The 17,553-nt window shown below is 43.3% G+C and carries 26 protein-coding genes and 1 pseudogene; 3 read left to right on the plus strand and 24 right to left on the minus strand.

The features are described from left to right. Positions 1-39: 39 nt before the first annotated feature. Positions 40-183: pseudogene (locus J2X61_RS23805) on the plus strand (LuxR C-terminal-related transcriptional regulator); the annotation flags it as partial. 41 nt (positions 184-224) lie between these two features. Here the strand turns inward: J2X61_RS23805 and J2X61_RS23810 are convergent. Genes J2X61_RS23810 through J2X61_RS23820 form a run of 3 tightly spaced genes read right to left on the minus strand, consistent with a single transcriptional unit; the run spans position 225 to position 2,555 of the window. Continuing rightward, on the minus strand, positions 225-1,817 hold the full coding sequence (locus tag J2X61_RS23810) for a recombinase family protein (RefSeq protein ID WP_310191166.1): 1,593 nt from the start codon (positions 1,815-1,817) through the stop codon (positions 225-227). A gap of 6 nt (positions 1,818-1,823) precedes the next feature. Continuing rightward, on the minus strand, positions 1,824-2,006 hold the full coding sequence (locus tag J2X61_RS23815) for a hypothetical protein (protein ID WP_310191170.1): 183 nt from the start codon (positions 2,004-2,006) through the stop codon (positions 1,824-1,826). A 27-nt stretch (positions 2,007-2,033) separates the two neighbouring features. Continuing rightward, positions 2,034-2,555, minus strand: a complete 522-nt coding sequence (locus J2X61_RS23820; protein WP_310191172.1) for an ArpU family phage packaging/lysis transcriptional regulator — start codon at positions 2,553-2,555, stop codon at positions 2,034-2,036. A gap of 139 nt (positions 2,556-2,694) precedes the next feature. Here J2X61_RS23820 and J2X61_RS23825 point away from each other — a divergent pair, with 139 nt between their 5' ends. Then, complete coding sequence (locus tag J2X61_RS23825; protein WP_310191175.1) at positions 2,695-2,898, plus strand: hypothetical protein; 204 nt, start codon at positions 2,695-2,697, stop codon at positions 2,896-2,898. Positions 2,899-3,435: 537 nt separating this feature from the next. Continuing rightward, the gene (locus tag J2X61_RS36455) at positions 3,436-3,687 is read left to right on the plus strand and encodes a MerR family transcriptional regulator (protein WP_396135487.1); all 252 of its coding nucleotides are present in this window, start codon (positions 3,436-3,438) and stop codon (positions 3,685-3,687) included. Between the two features lie 549 nt (positions 3,688-4,236). On the opposite strand, the gene J2X61_RS23830 is transcribed toward J2X61_RS36455, so the two are convergent. The 21 genes from J2X61_RS23830 to yyaC form a co-directional block, all read right to left on the minus strand. Beyond that, a complete protein-coding gene (locus J2X61_RS23830; RefSeq protein WP_310191176.1) occupies positions 4,237-4,692 on the minus strand; it encodes a hypothetical protein in 456 nt (151 codons plus the stop codon). Then, positions 4,693-5,223, minus strand: coding sequence for a pyrophosphohydrolase domain-containing protein (locus tag J2X61_RS23835; protein WP_310191179.1), 531 nt, complete (start codon positions 5,221-5,223; stop codon positions 4,693-4,695). Between the two features lie 11 nt (positions 5,224-5,234). Next, positions 5,235-5,444 (minus strand): hypothetical protein, encoded by a 210-nt coding sequence (locus tag J2X61_RS23840; RefSeq protein ID WP_310191183.1) that lies wholly within the window; start codon positions 5,442-5,444, stop codon positions 5,235-5,237. A gap of 3 nt (positions 5,445-5,447) precedes the next feature. After that, the gene (locus J2X61_RS23845) at positions 5,448-5,699 is read right to left on the minus strand and encodes a hypothetical protein (RefSeq protein ID WP_310191186.1); all 252 of its coding nucleotides are present in this window, start codon (positions 5,697-5,699) and stop codon (positions 5,448-5,450) included. A 57-nt stretch (positions 5,700-5,756) separates the two neighbouring features. Then, the gene (locus J2X61_RS23850; RefSeq protein WP_310191189.1) at positions 5,757-6,212 is read right to left on the minus strand and encodes a hypothetical protein; all 456 of its coding nucleotides are present in this window, start codon (positions 6,210-6,212) and stop codon (positions 5,757-5,759) included. A gap of 22 nt (positions 6,213-6,234) precedes the next feature. Next, positions 6,235-6,792: a hypothetical protein gene (locus J2X61_RS23855; protein ID WP_310191192.1), complete on the minus strand. Its 558-nt coding sequence runs from the start codon at positions 6,790-6,792 to the stop codon at positions 6,235-6,237. Positions 6,793-6,806: 14 nt separating this feature from the next. Further along, the gene (locus tag J2X61_RS23860) at positions 6,807-7,043 is read right to left on the minus strand and encodes a hypothetical protein (RefSeq protein ID WP_310191194.1); all 237 of its coding nucleotides are present in this window, start codon (positions 7,041-7,043) and stop codon (positions 6,807-6,809) included. A 160-nt stretch (positions 7,044-7,203) separates the two neighbouring features. Then, the gene (locus J2X61_RS23865) at positions 7,204-7,953 is read right to left on the minus strand and encodes a DUF5651 domain-containing protein (protein ID WP_310191197.1); all 750 of its coding nucleotides are present in this window, start codon (positions 7,951-7,953) and stop codon (positions 7,204-7,206) included. After that, complete coding sequence (dcm, locus tag J2X61_RS23870; RefSeq protein ID WP_310191200.1) at positions 7,883-9,046, minus strand: DNA (cytosine-5-)-methyltransferase; 1,164 nt, start codon at positions 9,044-9,046, stop codon at positions 7,883-7,885. Before dcm ends, J2X61_RS23865 begins: the two co-directional genes overlap by 71 nt. After that, a complete protein-coding gene (locus J2X61_RS23875; protein ID WP_310191202.1) occupies positions 9,043-9,342 on the minus strand; it encodes a hypothetical protein in 300 nt (99 codons plus the stop codon). Before J2X61_RS23875 ends, dcm begins: the two co-directional genes overlap by 4 nt. 10 nt (positions 9,343-9,352) lie before the next feature. After that, positions 9,353-9,697 (minus strand): hypothetical protein, encoded by a 345-nt coding sequence (locus J2X61_RS23880; protein WP_310191204.1) that lies wholly within the window; start codon positions 9,695-9,697, stop codon positions 9,353-9,355. Positions 9,698-9,701: 4 nt separating this feature from the next. Further along, entirely contained in the window at positions 9,702-11,099 is a 1,398-nt protein-coding gene (gene dnaB / locus J2X61_RS23885; protein WP_310191208.1) for a replicative DNA helicase, read from the minus strand. Further along, complete coding sequence (locus J2X61_RS23890; RefSeq protein ID WP_310191211.1) at positions 11,096-11,419, minus strand: hypothetical protein; 324 nt, start codon at positions 11,417-11,419, stop codon at positions 11,096-11,098. Before J2X61_RS23890 ends, dnaB begins: the two co-directional genes overlap by 4 nt. Further along, positions 11,388-12,308 carry a replication protein gene (locus J2X61_RS23895; RefSeq protein ID WP_310191216.1) on the minus strand — a complete coding sequence of 307 codons (921 nt, stop codon included), beginning with the start codon at positions 12,306-12,308 and terminating at the stop codon, positions 11,388-11,390. The genes J2X61_RS23890 and J2X61_RS23895 overlap by 32 nt, the downstream gene beginning before the upstream one ends. Positions 12,309-12,321: 13 nt before the next feature. Next, complete coding sequence (locus J2X61_RS23900) at positions 12,322-12,945, minus strand: hypothetical protein (RefSeq protein WP_310191219.1); 624 nt, start codon at positions 12,943-12,945, stop codon at positions 12,322-12,324. Continuing rightward, positions 12,942-13,709: an MBL fold metallo-hydrolase gene (locus tag J2X61_RS23905; protein ID WP_310191222.1), complete on the minus strand. Its 768-nt coding sequence runs from the start codon at positions 13,707-13,709 to the stop codon at positions 12,942-12,944. The genes J2X61_RS23900 and J2X61_RS23905 overlap by 4 nt, the downstream gene beginning before the upstream one ends. 2 nt (positions 13,710-13,711) lie before the next feature. Next, on the minus strand, positions 13,712-14,596 hold the full coding sequence (locus tag J2X61_RS23910) for a RecT family recombinase (RefSeq protein WP_310191225.1): 885 nt from the start codon (positions 14,594-14,596) through the stop codon (positions 13,712-13,714). A gap of 3 nt (positions 14,597-14,599) precedes the next feature. Beyond that, positions 14,600-14,836, minus strand: coding sequence for an HTH domain-containing protein (locus J2X61_RS23915; protein WP_310191228.1), 237 nt, complete (start codon positions 14,834-14,836; stop codon positions 14,600-14,602). A gap of 5 nt (positions 14,837-14,841) precedes the next feature. Further along, positions 14,842-15,321, minus strand: coding sequence for a DUF1360 domain-containing protein (locus J2X61_RS23920; RefSeq protein WP_310191232.1), 480 nt, complete (start codon positions 15,319-15,321; stop codon positions 14,842-14,844). Then, entirely contained in the window at positions 15,318-16,880 is a 1,563-nt protein-coding gene (locus J2X61_RS23925; protein WP_310191235.1) for an ATPase, read from the minus strand. Before J2X61_RS23925 ends, J2X61_RS23920 begins: the two co-directional genes overlap by 4 nt. Further along, on the minus strand, positions 16,865-17,392 hold the full coding sequence (yyaC, locus tag J2X61_RS23930; RefSeq protein WP_310191238.1) for a spore protease YyaC: 528 nt from the start codon (positions 17,390-17,392) through the stop codon (positions 16,865-16,867). The genes J2X61_RS23925 and yyaC overlap by 16 nt, the downstream gene beginning before the upstream one ends. Between the last annotated feature and the right edge of the window lie 161 nt (positions 17,393-17,553).

Raw genomic sequence — 17,553 nt, forward strand, 5'->3', positions numbered from 1 at the left:
TGATATATCTGGGTTTTCTTCAATGGTTTCCACACATCCATGGGCAGCGACCACAAAAACAAATTTCTACTTACAAACCGCGAACGCGAAGTATTCGAACTATTAGTGCAGGACAAAACGACGAAGGATATCGCACAGCAGCTTTTCATCAGTGAGAAAACTGTGAGAAATCATATTTCCAATGTAACGTATTATCAAGTCATAACAAATAAAAAGAGGCTAGCTTATAGCTGCCCCAATACAGTATATACATCCGCTTCGCCTTCTTCAGATATCTCAATACGATCAATAAGCTTGGATAAGGTGATCCTGGTAAACTCTACATCATCATAAGTACCCCGAGCTGTAATCTGACTAAGCGCCGCTTTAATGTCTTTATGAAGTTTATCCTTATCTTTTCGCTGAGCATTCTTGGCCCGGATACTACCAAGCTTCTGTTCAGCATCAGCAATTTCTAATTCATATTGCTGTTTCTCAAATTCATACTGGTTGTCATTCATCTCTTGGAGCATATGCTGCTTCCTGATTCCAAAAAGAAGCATCCGATTATCTGCGATCGTCTTTTCCAGTCGTTTGATATCCTTCTCGAAATCATTAACTGAGTTTCCGTATTCGGATGTATCAGTTATACCACCTGCGAAAGAACCGAAGTTCACCGCTCTGTTCATCCGCTCGACTACCCCATTAATAAGCTCGTCTCTAAACTCTTCATAAGGAACCCAAGATTTATTTACACAACCACTAGCACCTTGCCGGCGTCTTTTGCTGCATACCAGATAAGTATACTTCCTAGCTCCCGGTCTCGGGGATCCGGACATTGCTACGATTGCCGATCCGCAGCACTTACAGAAGATCATCTTAGCGAATGCATTAACAAATTTGCGCTGCCCTCCCCGAGCTCCGCCTCCACGAACCAAGCGTATACGTTGTGCTTCTTGGAAAGCCTCTGCTGGGATTATTGCTTCATGTGTTTGAAAGTCTGTCTTCTCCCATTTACTTTTATCGCGTAAGCTAAGGACTTTTCTTCTGTTCTGCAAATCATTAATGTCATCATAGACTTGTCTGGTTTCTAGCTTCGAGAACGTGACATAACCGGTGTATGTTTCATTCTGTAAAATACGTTGAACTGAGCTTATTCCCCATGTGCCAGTTTTAGGGCTAGGCATGATCTCATTAATTGGGTCATTCAAAAACCCAACAATCAACTTTTCACCCATACCTTTATTGATGTATAGATCGAAAATCAGCCTAACCACTTCAGCATGCTCAGGAACTACTTCCAGTGACTTCCTGCCTTCGGCTGTAACAATTTTCTTATAACCAAACGGTGCAATAGATCCAGTGAAGTTCCCAGACTTTGCAGACTGTCTCTTGCCACGCTTAGACGACGTGCTGATGTTCTCTGATTGCTTTTGGTTAACTGAAGAGATGATGCTGAAGATCATTTCATTGTCTTCTTTACCTGAGTCATACATGTCCTCAATTGAGATAACACGAACACCTAGAGCATTGACCAACATCCGTTTTAGTGAAAGAGCATCGAGAGTGTCACGGCTAAACCTGGACAGAGATGCAAAGTAAATTGTTTTGTACAATCCCTTCTTTGCATCCTCAATTAATTTGCGGACATCTTCCCTCTCAATAATGTTTGTACCGGTATCACGATCAAGGTAAACATGTTCAATCTCTACATTGTCGGATGCCGCGTTTTCGCGGATCAATCCCTCTTGATGCTCAGGGCTATCTTTTTGGCTATCTTTAAGCGTAGAGACGCGGACATAAGCCCGCGCCTTCTCTTTGGTCAGTTTTTGTTGCAAAATATATCACACCTTTGCGTGGTTACGAATTATTTCATTGAGTCCTATTGTAAGCTTTGCGCCGTGTTTTGTTAATACAGAACTAACATTCGTATTTACGGCCGAAGCAATAGCTTCCAAGACATCGCCTTCTACAGGAATGAAATTGATCTTTATCTTTTTCACCTGCTTGCCTTCACGTTTCCCCATAAGCATCACCCATATTATTCTATGTCGTTAAGGCTGTACATCTTTCTCGCTTTCCTTCTTCTCCCGCTGCTTCTTATCAGGCTCTGATTCCTTATAAACCTCGATATCCAGCGCCAGAGCTATCTTGTAGAAGGCTTTGTTTCGGATCTTCCTATAAAACGTCGCTCCGATCGGCGGATTAAAAACATGGTTGTATACGTTATAATCTGTGATGTATTCAGCATCATCCGAGAGGTAACGACTTTCCATTAACAGCCGTTCCATCCGCGGCAGCCTCTTAACTGCGGCTTCCAACCTCTCGCAATGCTTTTTCCTTCTGGCTGGCTCATCAACATTGAAAATTGCTATGTTAGCGGTCTGATCACTGGTGACGTTTGTCGGTGAGCTCCTCGGCATATCAGAGTATGCAGCCGTGATTGTTGCTTCCCTTGACTCAAAATCCATGTGTTTGAACATGCGATATTCAGCTAAATATCTCTCAACAGCCTCTTTTGTTAAATCCCGATCGATCTCCTTTAAGAAATCGTCACCTAAGCTTAATTGAGCCAAACAATCCAACTCCTTTTTACTGGAGCTATTCTCCGTTACATTTTTCTTCATTTCCGGCATTTTGCGTTGCATCAAGGACGGACTACTGCTTGGTTTGTTTAATCACCTATCTGTGATAATATTTTTGTGGGTGATTAAAATGGATAAGAACCAAACTACTGATCGTGAATTAAATAAATTCGTCCATGAACAATTGCAAATCCTCTGTGACTTAGGAATGAGCAAATACATTGATGCTGAAGATAAAAAATCATATGAAGCTGGTCTTGGTCTAGGACAAATGATTGGAACATTTTTGATTTTGTATGAACTGAAGAAGAAGTACGGCATTGATTACGAGTGAACATTTTAAAGGATAGGTCTTCTGCCTTTAACACCATACCAATAAACGGAATATAATATTGCTGTAAGACTCCACCCCTTAGTCATTTAGCCGTTCCTGCCGGCTAGATGACTCTTTTTTATATCTTTAAAATGTAACGTATGTCATAATCAAATTGGGCCTGAGGAAATATTGCTTTGGGCTTTTAACTAATTCAATATTCAAGTAGTGCCATCAATCATTAATTGTTTATCTTCAAGTCTGCGATACAATATTCATTAATTTCCAGCACTCCGGGCAGAATAGCCTTGGGGGTGAGCATTACCGTGAAATGTGTCTACTGCGAAAATATCCAACAAATCAAAGGTACGAAGTATAAGTGTTACACTTGCTCTATAATTAACAATCGTAAGAGATAAGTGCCTTCGGGCACTTTTTTAAGTTCTTCAATATTCAAAACTTGTTCGTCAGACTTGAGCCCTTAAGGTAATTTCCAATATTTAGAATCATACACTGACTATAAAAAGAAACCTCACTTCGAATTAGGTTGGTGTCACTATGAAGTACCGTTTATGCGAACTACCTGAGTTGTTGGAAATCCCCAGAACTACTATCAGAAATTGGTTAACTGTTTACCATGAATTCATACCCACTGTCCAACAAGGGAAATCCACCTTTTATGCTAATGATGCTGTGTCTGTCTTAAGAAGGATTAGTTTTCTTCGAGAGCATTTATACTCACATTCAACTATCAAGGAAATCTTACTGGAAGAAGGATATGAAACTGTAGATGAATCTTCCGTTATTTGAATTTGTGTTTCACACTGCAATTTTTAAGTCCCTCAATATTCAAATTTTCCCTTATGCTCCGGACGCTACTGTTGGGGTAAGATAGGCATTATACTCATAGCACTTTACCACTTTCTGGAATATGTTATTGATGTAGGGCCACATTATCTCATCCCCTTTTGGTTATTGAGCCATCCCCTTGCCGGTGGGGGTGGCTCTTTCCAATGTTCCTTAATATTCATTGAATTACTTGCCTTACTCTGAAGACCTTTCTAATTTCTAATCAATTTCTAATGAATAACTTACCGGGGTTTTATCATATAGGGTCTGTTGCTTGGATATAAATTGAGTAGAAAGGAGATGGTGACAATCCCTAATTCGATTCATCATATGGCATCTAAGCAAGACCTTATTGATATCATGCAGACATGTGCAGACCAACAACAATGGAGAGCTGCATTAAAGTTATTCGAACTGTTACAAAAGATGGAGAAGGATAATAAAAACGCTGTTCTAATAGAGATCAGATCCGCACCACCGTAGCCGTAGCACTTATATTTGTTTATTTAATTATGTGACAACAGCCGCTTCGCCATTAATCTCTTTTTGCTTTAATCCCAGCTTATGCATCACATAGGTTAACTCAAGCTTATTTACGCCAAGTTTTTTAGCTAATTGCGTTCGACTCATTGTCGTATAGTTCTTTCTCAGAAACTGCAGCTTATCTTCACTTAACGAGAACTTAACCATCCCATTTAGTGTTTCATCTGGTTCGGTAAGCAAGGATACTACTGGAGGTTTCGGCTCTCTTTTCTCGACAATCTCATAAGATTGATCTGAGCAAAAGTACACAAAATTTCTCTTAGTTCCCTCACGCGTTATTAAACCAAGCTCGCGCATCTTTTTAATTCGGCTATGAGTTTTAGTTCCTTTGGGATCGTTGAATTCCTTAGTGATTTGCGCAACTGACTTCCCAGCCTTTAAACCTTCGAACACGACGGCTTCAGCAGCTAGTAGTTGTATCATTCAATCGCCTCCTTGGAAGCTCTTAGTCGGGTTTGATTGTCGGTATATCTCAACCCTAATCTTTTCTTCTGGAGCATAGGCATCGGTCCAGCCAACAGGCTTTTTGATTTTCCCTTGTTCATCTCGCTCAACCTTTCCATCCGGACCAACCTTACCCATATTCGCAGCATGCACAATGTCAAAGATAGGCTCAGGCTTAACACCCATTAGCGTGTATGTTCCAATTGCAAAGTAAATCAAGTCCGCCAAAGCATCCACTTGATCTTCAATTGTCTTAGCTCGCATAAACTCGGTGAGTTCTTCAAGCATGTATGATGCTCGGTCAAGGACTGGGAACGTTGCAGGGAAAGGACTATTCTCTGCATTAGTCCATGTTTTCGAAAACTTCTTCATGGATTTACACAGATCATCCATACGATTACCAAATAAAATGCTTGTTTCAACTTCTCGCCCCAACATCGTCGGTGTAGCCGGCATTTCAATTCCACATGCTGTGTGGAACTGCTTAACTTGTTCATATTGCTTATCCATCGTTCACTCTCCTATTCTGTTCTCTGGCTCCATAGCAGCCGAGCTACCATGCCGATCTTGTCAATATCGTGTACTGCTTGCCAGCCGCGTCCATCGATCCAGTAATCAACCTCGGCCCATTTCTTGCCTTTGTGGTTCCACCTGAAGTTTGTTGCTCGATATGTCTTCCCGTGAATCACGATTTGAGGGAGTAGATATATTTCGACTCGCTCTTTTTTCATGGGCTAGGACTCCACTGATACGAATTCAACAGCACTTAAACGTTCTGCAATTCTAATCATTTGTGAATGATGACCAAGACTTTCGTAAAATCCTCTGCAGCAAGTTTCCTTACCTGCAATAGTCGCTTTATGACACACAAAGTAAGTTTGTTCTTTACATATTTCTTTGAGTAAGTTGTCCCTGCGCTTATCTGAAACTATTTTGTTTGGGCTGAACAAGCATTGGTTGCAGCATTTATCCGATACCTGAAACATGTTTGCGTCCTCCCTTGCCTTAATCGGTAGCCCCCGACTAGCAGGGGCATTGAAAGATTACTCTTCGTCCAAGAACGTTAACGGGGCATCTTGATCCTCTTCCTCATCGGGATCCGGAGTAAAAGGAAGGTCGTCCTCAGACACCTCACTGTCCTCTTCTGGTAGATCTGGTTCCTCGTGGGCCTCATCTGATTCTAATTGCTCATTAACTTCTTCTGTTTGTTCCTCAACATCGGATGATCCTTTCGTTTCCACATCGTCAATCGCCAGTTGATTTTCATCTTCCTTAACTGACTCAACAGCGCCGGAATTCGTAACAACCTGCAGTCCGCGTCGTGGTTCCAAGTAATCCCGGACTTCCATTTGGGAAATTCCAAGGGCCAGGTAAAACTCATCGCGCTGCTTCAGTTCGTTCAAATCATCGAGGCTCACGCTTGACGGTAGGCTCAAGACGATTTCTACACCTTTACCACTTGTAATTTTCTTAATAGAAGCTGTTGTTTTGATTGTCATATTGAATCACTCATCCTTTGGTTTATTTTTTATTTAAAACTGCTTCAACGACTTCAAGTTGATAAGGCATACGATCTATTTCTGGAAGCAAATTACGTGAACGATGAACATTCACAGCGATGCGAGCAATGATGTAAGCGTCAATGACGTTATCACTCTTGTGTGTGTATCCGAAGTGTTCCAGTACAGCTTGCTTCACGGCAGCTTTCTTCTCGGCATCCTTGAGCCTGCGATTCTTTCCGCCCTCTTTAACCCAACCGGTGACACCGACATATTTTTTTGTTTGCATCGGGTTAACGTCGTCAAAATCCAAGCGAGCCCTATGAATCATCGACCGGAGGCCTCCGTGAATCATCCCTGTTGTAATAGCCATTTGAGTGCTTACCGATGCTGATTCTATGACCACTTCGTCCTCTTTCTGAAGACGTTTGAAGAGCATATCTTCAAGGGAAACCAGCTGCGGGATACTCATTGCACCTGTTCCCTTACCTCTTAATTCTTCTTCTACGAGGACGTTCATGCACTCATCTAAAACGACAAATCCAGTTCGCGTAGCAGGATCAATTCCTACAAACCTCAACTCTTCTCATCCTTTCACTGCCGCTTTACTAACTTCGAATATGCTTCCCTTGCCTCTCGAACCAAAGGTTCTATCTGCAAATAATGCTGCCGGTGTTGATAGCTGAATTTATTAGCGTAGTAGTTCATCGTTTCATGCCGGATTGTTAAATGATGCCCCGGGCACAAAGGGACAAAAGCCCACATTGCTCTTGCGACTGCTTTACAGTCCGGATACTTACATAGTGTTGGTGTTCTGAACATCGCTGTCATGCTCGCTTCCTCCTTATCTTGGCTTGTTGAACTATGCTGTGAGCACTCTCACGCTTCCGTCGTTTTATCTCTTCAAGGGCAGCCAGCTTATGTTCCAAGCTGCATCCTTGGTCATTGAATGCAATTTCTGCGAGTTGATAATTCTTTGCTTCCCGCCACTTCATTGCGTCGTCACCGCCTTGCGTTCGGCAATCTCATCATCCGTAAGTCCCGAGTATGCGTAGTGGCAAGCCTCGATCGCTTCATATGGAGGAATCGCCAGCTTATCCATGGCACTCTTCACCGGACATCCACCGTTCTTCTCTGGTGATCCATCACACTCTTTGCAAGCAAATTGCAGAGTGGCAAGAGCCATGTTGAGAACGATATCCGTTTCTTCTTTGACCGTTTCATTTCGCATCTCTGCATCTAGCGCTGCATTCTTCCTGACAATTTCCCGAGCCTCACGTTTATGCATTAAGCCAAACTTATAAACTTGGCTCTCACGGTACAACGTTGCAGTTGTTTTCTGGTCCTTTTCTTTAACCCACTCATTAACAGCGTATGAGATCCACTCTTTTGCTTGTTCAATCGCATAGTTGGACATCTGGGGCATTGTTGGAATCTTGGACATTGCGGCCGGCAGTTCATTCGCTAAGGCGAGAAGAACGATGAAGGCGTCTCGCTCAGCGCTGTTCATGTAAGGCTTCACCTTATGCTGAGCCAATTCAAACGTCTCTGTCTCCTCTACTAGCACCGTGTAATGGGCTCCGCAGAGTGAGTTTCCTGTTTTAGGATCAGAGAAGCTGCAGGCGAACTCCAGAGTTTTACGACGTTGTATAACCGGAATTTTGAGTATATTAGGATAAGAGCATTTCGGGCATTTGGAGCGATAATGGGTATGTTTTGCTGTAGGAGTTTGTTGTTCCACTCGTGTTTGCCTCCTTTATTCCTTTGAAAATGTGGGAGATCACATCCACCGTCCATCCATTTCCGAGCATCTTGTAACGCTGTGTGTTGCTCACACAATCCGTGTAACCATCGGGAACAGTTTGGAGTCGTTCGCATTCCAAAGGTGTTATGTATCGATAGGCGAAATCCTCAGCCAACACACGCTCATAGTGTTCAAATGGAACAACAACGTTATCTTTTTGAACTGTTGTTAGACAATTAGACTTGCCGTCATTCCGGAACTCGATATACTGAACTGTTTTCCCTTGACCATCTTTCCAATTCCCATCATCAATGTAACGGCCTCGCATAGCTGCAATGGCTTGTCTTTGAACACCATTTTCTATTCCGTTATCTAAAATTCCGAAAAATCTCTGAGAGGAGTAGTTTTTATGATGTGACGCCTCAAGCATTTGCATTTTTTCGTGATCCTCATGAACCTTCAATACCTTTTGTTTTCTATATCCATGACGTTCCATCCATTGCAAAGCCTTTTCGGTGTAATAGTACCGTTCAGCTTCAACCCCTCGCTCTCTTACATCTCCCCATGTGATACCTCTGTCCTCTGGTTGAACTAATCCAGGTATGTTCGTCCAATACAAACGAACTCGATTTTGAGCGGAAACAAGAGAGGAGTTAATAACTACCGGTTCTACCCCGAGATATTTAGTGATGACTGCTTCGGATTCTTTTTTCATCTTCACGTTTTCGAGTAAGAAGTATTTCGGTTTCACTGTCTCCAATAGCCGAACATATTCGAAAAACAATCGGCTACGAGGATCATCAAAGTTTAATAACTTACCTGCGAAGCTGAACCCTTGGCATGGGCTGCCACCTATCATTAAGTCAATCTTAGGAAGGTCGGAACATCTCACATTTCTTATGTCACCGATTTGGATAGTATCAGGATAGTTTGTTGTTGCCACTTTGATGGCGTGCGGGTCTATCTCACTCGCGAAATACTTTGATACCTTTATCCCAGCACGTTCTAAAGCTATACGACCACAACTCATTCCATCGAAAAGGCTAAGCACATTCATTCCATTTATCAGAGAGTTGGTGAGTGTATTCAAGAAACCACCCCTCTTTGTCGCAACACAATAAGATGCATCTCATTCTGCTGCCGAATAAACTCCTCAGCATATAAACCTACATCTTCACCAACAAGAGTCTCCTTGCCAGCTGCCCGGACCATACTGACCAATCCTTGCCCAGATTCGAAGAATGCTTTCAGCGCTGCCTCTTTATCAACTGGCGGCTTGCATAGTTCATCGATCAGAGTGTCCAATGCTTCAAGCGTTTTGCGCCGCGCCTTCTCTTCGTCGTGACCTGTTTCTACGTTGCTGAATGTAATGGTGATGGATTTCATAAAGCCTCCTTTACAGCCAGTCTGGAGTATCATCTTCCACCCTATCTGGCTGTTCATGTAATCCTGAGTTACTTTTAACTTCTGATTTGATATTTTCCGTTACGTCATGGACAGACGTATCCCTTTGCTCTGTTTTTACATCTGCCACAACCCACCCAAGTTGCTCATAGATAGTTCGGACTCCCGGGTATTGCTTGCAGTACTGAGCCCGATCGTAAGCCTTCATGATGCGAACCATCTCATCATAAGCAGCAACTAAACGGGTTCTCTCTGCACTATCTGGCATGTCTTCAATAACGATTGAGGCTTTAATGATCCTGCTTTGCATGAGTTGCCGTTCTTCATCATTCGTCACCTGATTAACCCTGCTCAATAACATCACCCGCCTTTTCCTGGTGCGAGCGGTCTAGGTTGGCGAACTTTCCATATTGCTTTAGGAATGCAAGCTCTACAGTTCCCAACGGGCCATTACGATGCTTTGCAATGATCATTTCAACAATGTTTTTCTTCGTGCTTTCCTTGTCGTAGTAATCATCCCGATAAAGAAAAGCTACAATGTCAGCATCTTGTTCAATGGAACCCGATTCTCTTAAGTCCGACATCATTGGACGCTTATCTTGCCTTTGCTCGACACCTCGGCTGAGCTGGGATAGGGCAATGACTGGGACATTCAAATCCCTTGCAATCTGCTTCAGTTCTCTAGATATTTCCGATACTTCCTCTTGCCGGTTCCCTCTGCCTCCACCTTTGCTGCCATTACCTGAGATAAGCTGCAGATAGTCGATGACGATCAAACCGAGACTTCCATGTTGCTTCACTAGTTCCCGACATTTCGCCCGGATGTCATGCACCGTAACAGTTGGTGTATCCTCGATAAAAATTCTCGCTTGTGCAAGTGAACTCATTGCCCCGCTCATCTTCTCCCAATCATCGCCTTCAAAAAATCCGGTTTTCATCTTCTCAGCATCGATATGTCCCTCAGTACTCATCATGCGCGTTACTAGCTGCTCTGCTCCCATTTCGAGGGAGAAGATTGCTACTACCTCATCGGCTGCTACACCTATCTTCTGAGCGATATTAAGGGCGAATGCTGTCTTTCCCACTGATGGCCGGGCAGCTAGAATGATAAGGTCAGATCGCTGGAGACCCTTTGTCATCTTATCGAGGTCATTAAAACCAGTGGGGATGCCAGTTATCCCTTTTGACTCATGCCGGTTCTTATAACGTTCTTCTGACTGGTCCCATACATTGAGCAGAACCTTTCTAATTGGTTTGAACGTGGTGGCCGGCTTATCTTGTTCCCTGATCTTTGCAGCATACTTCTCAGCTTGGGAGGCGAACTCAGTTACGTCCTGATCCTGTACAGACTTATCAAGCAGGTCAGCTGCATATTCAATGGCTTGACGTTTACGGTGCATTTCCTTAATTCGTCTGATGTAGTGATCGACGTTGGATAACTTTCCGACAGCAGAGGCCAGGTTAGATAAGAATGTTACCCCGCCAACTGTTTGCAGCTTATTGGAGTCTTGTAGGCGTGATGTGAGTGTAATTAGGTCTAGCGGATCCTTAGCATCTACAACCTCTCCCATGGCTTTATAAACGGTTTTGAGAGCCGGATTAATGAACTCTTCACCATTCAATCTCTCACTGACCGACTCGAAAAGCGATGAGTTTACAAGGATCGCGCCGACAACCCCGTTTTCACTCGCCTCGTCATATGGCATATCGATACCGAGCGTGTCTATGATGTTTTTCATGTTCCTTCACCTGCTATTCGCGCTCTGACATCTTTCCAGAAGTTATCCGGGGGCGGTTCATCCTTGGCAGACCATGAATCCAGCTGCAAGAAATGCATTTCCGTCTGAAGCCTCAATTGCTTATTTGTGTCGATCTTTCTTTTCTTCACGATGTCGGCAATATCAGGGAAGAATTTCTCGTTATCGATGTGGCGATTCAAATTTTCAAGTGCGACGATCGGATCAGTATAAGCTAAGCGTTCAATCCAAATTTGCAAAGTTGCCGGACTGGCTTTAAAATCTGGCGCCTTATTCGGGTAGGCCGCGACCGCCTTCGCCAATAAGAGTCTGACTTCTTGTTCTGTCAATTGTTCCACCGCCCATATTACCAAGTAAGAAGTCGACGTTATCTGCAACTTTTGATTTCTTCTCCGCCACTAAGCCCTCGGGATCGACCACTGAATAATCTTCATACCTTTTCTGATTGAGGTAAGTCGAAGGGTGAGGTATGAAATTCGTTTTTGTTTCAAGGAGTTTACATGTCTCAGCAAAGTTGATTGTATTAGAGATAATACGTGCTGCATCGAATCCTTTTTCTTTGCTCAGTTTATCCCATGATTTTCTTGCTGCAGCTTTTGATATTCTTCTTGGGTAATTACTATAAAAGTAATTGAATATATACTCGTTACTCTTATCTTTAAATAATTTATTTAAAGATCTTTTTCTTTTAATGGGGTCACAATCGTATACCTCAAAGTAACCATTTTCCTTACTTTGAGGGTCATGATCGTATACCTCTGGAGGGTTACAATCGTATACCTCAAGATTTGTGTTTGGAGGGTCACAATCATGTACCTCCAACTCATCGAACAAATCAACTTGACCTGTCTTTTTCACGGACTCACTTCCTTTCGGAACCATCCAATCTTCGTAATTTTTATTGAACCCTAACATGCGACCCTCTGTGTTCGTTTCTTCTTTTGTGACAATGAGAACCTTGGATTTGATAAGTGCAGCGACCTCTTTTTTTACGGTGCTCTTTGCCAGCTTGGTTGTCATTTGAATGAAGCTGATTGCAAATTCGTGATCCTTCTTGCCATATCCGTATGTCTGCCGCCATATCTTCATAATGATCCGAAGCTGAGCCCCGTTGAGATTGTACTGGCATATCTGATCTAGAATCTCATTAGCAACCGGTGTGAATCCTTTTTCCTTTTGCGGGCTTGCCATTCACCTCACCCACTTACTGAGTCGCATGATCCTCACGAATGATTTCTGAAACACGCTCAGTTATACATTTTGTTAGATGCTCATCGGATTCCTGAACGTCTGGAAAATCAAGTTGCTTCCATTCTTTATGAATTGCTCGAATAGCCGCCTCAATTTTACTCTCCAATGTCTCTATCGTGTAATCATTCACTAGAGCTTTCAGGAATAGGTCGCCGCCGCCGTTATCGTGAATAAATTCTTTAATTGTTAAAGATTGTTGATTGAAACCATCTCGCTCAACTCCAAATAAATACTTCACAAAATCAATATTTCGATAACCGCAAGAGCGGAAATATTCAATCGCATCCGCTACATCTAACGGAATTACAACCGGCTTCTGTCTCTCAAGTTCGCGCTCGATTTGCTTAAGCAGAAGAACCCTTTCTTCTTCAAGAACTTCGATGTTTCCGACCATTTCACTCAAAGTTGTTCCCAAGATAACAATGTCACAGTGCTCGGATTTAATCGTTTTTCCAGCATGAACACCTTTTCCACGAACATAGTAATGGCTTGTTCCTGCAGGTTCTACGAAGAATTGTTCATTCAACATTCCTTTATACCAGTTATCGTTTTCCCATCTCTGAATTATTGCCTTCATTCACTGCACACCTCCAAATGATAATGATGTCCTTCTTTTAATCCTTTTTCCCTAAGAACTCGCATGACTTCTGCCCGGGCATGCATCGGTGTATTGTTGCTGTTGGATAAGTGGGTAAGGTATATCTTCTCGCCTTTGCCTTTAACCAGTTTGCTAAGAGCTGCTGCTGTCTGCTGATTACTTAAGTGGCCGATATCGGAAAGGATTCGGGTTTGGGTGCTGATCGGGTAGTTAGATGCTAGGACTAAATCTGGATGATGATTTGCTTCGATAATATAGATGTCTGAGTCGGCCATTGCTTCTAGCATGTCATTATCTACTTTACCGGTGTCCAAGCAAACACTAACCTTCTCACCACATGATCCCTTGATTGCGTACCCTAGAGGGTTATAGGCGTCATGATGAGTATTGAATGCAACCACTTGGAACCATCCATCATCACATGAGCCACCTAATAGAACACTTGAGTAATCGTCGATATCATTTTTTAATTCTTCATCAACAGTCGAGATGTCTTTCCATTCCTCTTCACCTGCGAACACCGGAATGCGGTACTTATTAGAAAGCGGCAAGCCTTTAATATGGTCACCATGAGCGTGGGTGATGAATATTCCTGTTAGTTCCCCAGGTATAATTCCATTATCAATCAGGCGCTGCTCGATCTTCGTCTTGGCAATGCCGGCATCGATTAAGATGCTCGTGCTACCGCTCTGAAGATGAATGCAGTTACCATTGGATCCGGAGGCGATGATGTTAACTTTCATTGCTATTCCTCCAAGTTGAGTGGCTCTTCGTTATCTGCAATCTTCTGATCAAGCATCAAGACTGCGCCTTGCAACTCAGCAAGAGTCGGTACCTTCGGATCCTTGAAAGTGATTTTGTTATCTTTCAGGTACTGATTTCTTGCTGCTTTATCTGTAATCCCTAACTGATTGAACCGGTCGTTAATAGCATTCATTGCTTGTTTCACTGGATCGACTTTGGGTTCTTCAATTACTGTAGCTGGCGGAGTGTTGGTGTGAGTCGCTTCACTTGTGATGTCTTTACGTTGCGGAGTTTCTTGAGATTGGCTCAAGTCTAGGTTGTTTTGTGTGGCATATTCATCCTCACTGATTTCAACACCATACTGTCGTTTGAAGGCCCGCTTGATTGCATGTTTTACAATCATGTCATCGAAATAACTGGTCCACATATCCTTATTCCGACCCTTAGTAAGGTGATCCACTTGATCGTTCGTAATGATTACCGCGATATTCGGAGCACCTTCACGATACGCAACACAATAAGCTCCAACCGTCTTTCCACGCGTCATGGAAATAATCCGGTGCTTAGGCTCTCCAGTAACCATGTCGATCTCAAAGTCGTCGTTTTCTTTCACTTCCGAAGCAATGAAGCCTTTGTACTGAGGATGTCGTTTACCGAGTGCTACAATGCCTTCGACGGAAATTTGGATGGACATTTGCGGACCGTACTTTTCGCTTTGATAAACAATGCAGTGAATTTGATTAAGGAATGGATTGAGTCCAGCGGCAGCAGCTGTCCGAGCGAAGAGATTAAATTGAGCATCCGTCGTGCCCTTAGCGATCGTGTTTTTGATAGTGTCCAGTTCTGCTTGCGTGAAATCTCCAATTACTTGTACCTGAGTTGACATATGTTAAATCCTCCCTAATTTAAGTTCTTGTTGCTTTGTCTGAGCGTTAAGCAAATTCAACTTTCTTTGTTTTTGAATCAATATTTTTAATGACCTGCTCGTTAATTCGATTTTCTTCAGGTAACCTGAGACAGTTCTCTGGCTAACACCTAAAATTTTCGCAATTTCATGTGTGCTGTACTCACGGTGAACATATAAAACAAAAACCTTCAGCGACAGACTTGCCATCTGGTTCTTCATATGTGTCACCCAAAGAGACTAATAACGATTAATGCGATAAACGTTATTACTAGGTAGAAGATAAGACTCAGAAATAATGCGTTCTTAATGCCCCGCGCTACACTCAGTGGGTCCTCTTCAGTCTCTGACTTCACTTCAACCATATCAAGCGGCATGCCCACCGACTTAAGTACCCCCGTCTCTAGAATTGCTTGTATGGACGATAGAGCGAAGATCAGGCCTACATAGAAGGTTATGGTCGGTGCTATGAGATAGGATCCAATGAGGACCGCTGAAACCCATATCCCTGCGCACCAGTAACAGTTCATAACACTGCCGATGAAGCGTCTTATAAAACCACCTTGGAGAGTATAAGTAAACTGATAATCAATGAAGTCCCGTGTTACAAAGTTATTTCTTACTGGTTCGAAAATCTTGTCATAGACGATGAGGTGAGTGATTCGGTAAACCGCAAGTGCCAGGATGATGAATGTTAGAATGGTCATGCAATAACCTCCGTTTCAATTTTCAGTTCCTGATCCGGCACCGCGCGTCCTGTGATGAGTTGCCCATACACCGCGACTTTGCCAGTGAAGGATTCAATCCCATCCACAAACGTCGGCACAATTAACTCGCTTTGCTTATAAAGTACATCCGATAGTTCTAAGCCGGCGCCGATCTTCTCACCCGCGGATAAGGTCGGATAGTCCTTACCATCCATCTGGATGACGAAAGCAGGCTTATATTCACCTGTGGAAGCGACATAATCGAACAATCGAACAGATAATGTGGTGAAAAGTTCTTGCACCTTGCTCACCTGGAGCTCAGCTTCCTTGGCCTTAAATGCTTTGATTGCATCAAGTACAAAGATTGAGTCATTCTTGGCTTTGAGATAATCAACCTCATTTTGCTTCGCTTTCTCCAACTCAGCAGCCGCTTTTGACCGTGTGATGTCTGCCTGCAGGATAGAGTTAATTTCACCGATACGGCTAATCAAGTCTGCAACAGAATAGTTCGGGCCTTCCATTTCCGGCAAGGCTTCAAGTTGAGCAACGAGATCCTTCTTATGTGCGAGCATGTCGTTCACTCTTTTGGCTATGCCGTTCACCATAGTCTTCTTATTTCCGAGCGATGTCGCCTTAGCTTCTTCCGTCAACTCTTGGCCGCAGGAATTGCATGTCGTACTAATCTCATTCGCTTTTGTTCTTGCATGATCTGCCTTGCCATCAAGGATCCGTTGGGATAGCTGATCGATCTGCATTTGAAGTCGGCTCCGCTGATTCTCCCATTGTGTAACCTTTGATTTATCAGCCTCATAAGACTGAATCTTTCTATCAAGCTCTTCGCCTTCAGTTTGCAATGCTTCTCTGTCAATCTCAGCAGCAGGACCCAGCGCTTTAAGCTGATCTGAGAGTGTTTTGACGCTTCCTTGTGACTGAATATGTAGCTTGTCGTTTTTACCCTTTAGGTCTGTGTACTTCTTCTCCAGGTCGGCAATTGAATGTTTTTTGAGTTCATCCATGAGCCGAAGTGCGTGAGGGTTAAGAACAATTTCTTTGTCTTTCTGATCCGAAGATGTGCGAGACATCGCTTTGAAAACTTCGGTGTTTGTAGGCGCCGATACATGCTGCATAACCTGTTCCCGTTGCTTCTGCCAATGTTGAGTGAAGAAGAAGCCCGGACTGTAGAGCGCTAGGAACTGCTCTTTGCTGAATAAACCTGCCACATGAGCCTCGAATTCTTTAGCTTTCATAGGCACTTGATTCACATAGAACTTATTTGTACCGCCGATAATCTCACGGGCTAGCGTTTGTTCAACTCCAGCGACAGTGAGCGTCAGAGAACCGTATACGCGGTCAAATGGACGGTCAGTAGGCGAAGGATCGAACTTACCTCCGGTTAAGTCGCACCCCCAAAAGATCCAAACAGGAGCTCCGCCGATGGAGGATTTGCCTTGACCGTTCTTTCCAGTAAGCTTTGTGACGTCGCCAAAGTTGACTGTGATTTCGTCGTGTCCGGTGTAACTGATAAGGTGGAGTGAGACGAATTTTATTGTTTTAGGCATTGATTTACCTCTCTTTCTTTTCCGGACGCCACCTCATGAAAGGAGGCAGTCAATGGCAATACTACTTTTATTTCTTGAACCATTTCTTTAGCCATTCTCATTACGAGAGATAGTCGTGTATTTGCTAAAACGTAATATTCCATGAACCCACCAACATTCACGATCCCCATTAGATGATAGTCACCAACCTTAGGGAGGTCTTCTCTGTTCACTCCAGAACCCGGTTGTATCGAGCCTCTTTGATACTTGATTTTCCCTACAGATGTCACTAGACCGAGGCCAGAATCGATTGCTATGACTGTTTTGTTTGGTTTCAACTCTTCCAGCCGCTCATTTAGGTTCATACCGTGAGCAGGATTTTCTAGTGTCCCAATAACGTCATATCCTAGGTCACTGAGGAACGTACCTACTAAAGGTCCAAGAGAATCACCGGTTGAGCGGTCTGTTCCAATACAAACGAATGTGACGTCGGTAGCATTTAATTCTTTGGGAAGTAGCTCATTCAAGTTCACACCGCACACTCTCCCTCATATTGAATTCCAAGATCTTTTTCTATTTGATAAATCTCGCCGCGCAGCCAATCCTTTGCAGCTTCCAGAACAACGCCGCTGTTTAGGAATTTATGAAGCTGACAAGATGGTTGATGGATTCGGATGTGTGGTTATCGATACCC

The sequence above is a fragment of the Bacillus sp. 3255 genome, from assembly GCF_031456485.1.
Lineage (GTDB): Bacteria > Bacillota > Bacilli > Paenibacillales > NBRC-103111 > Paenibacillus_E.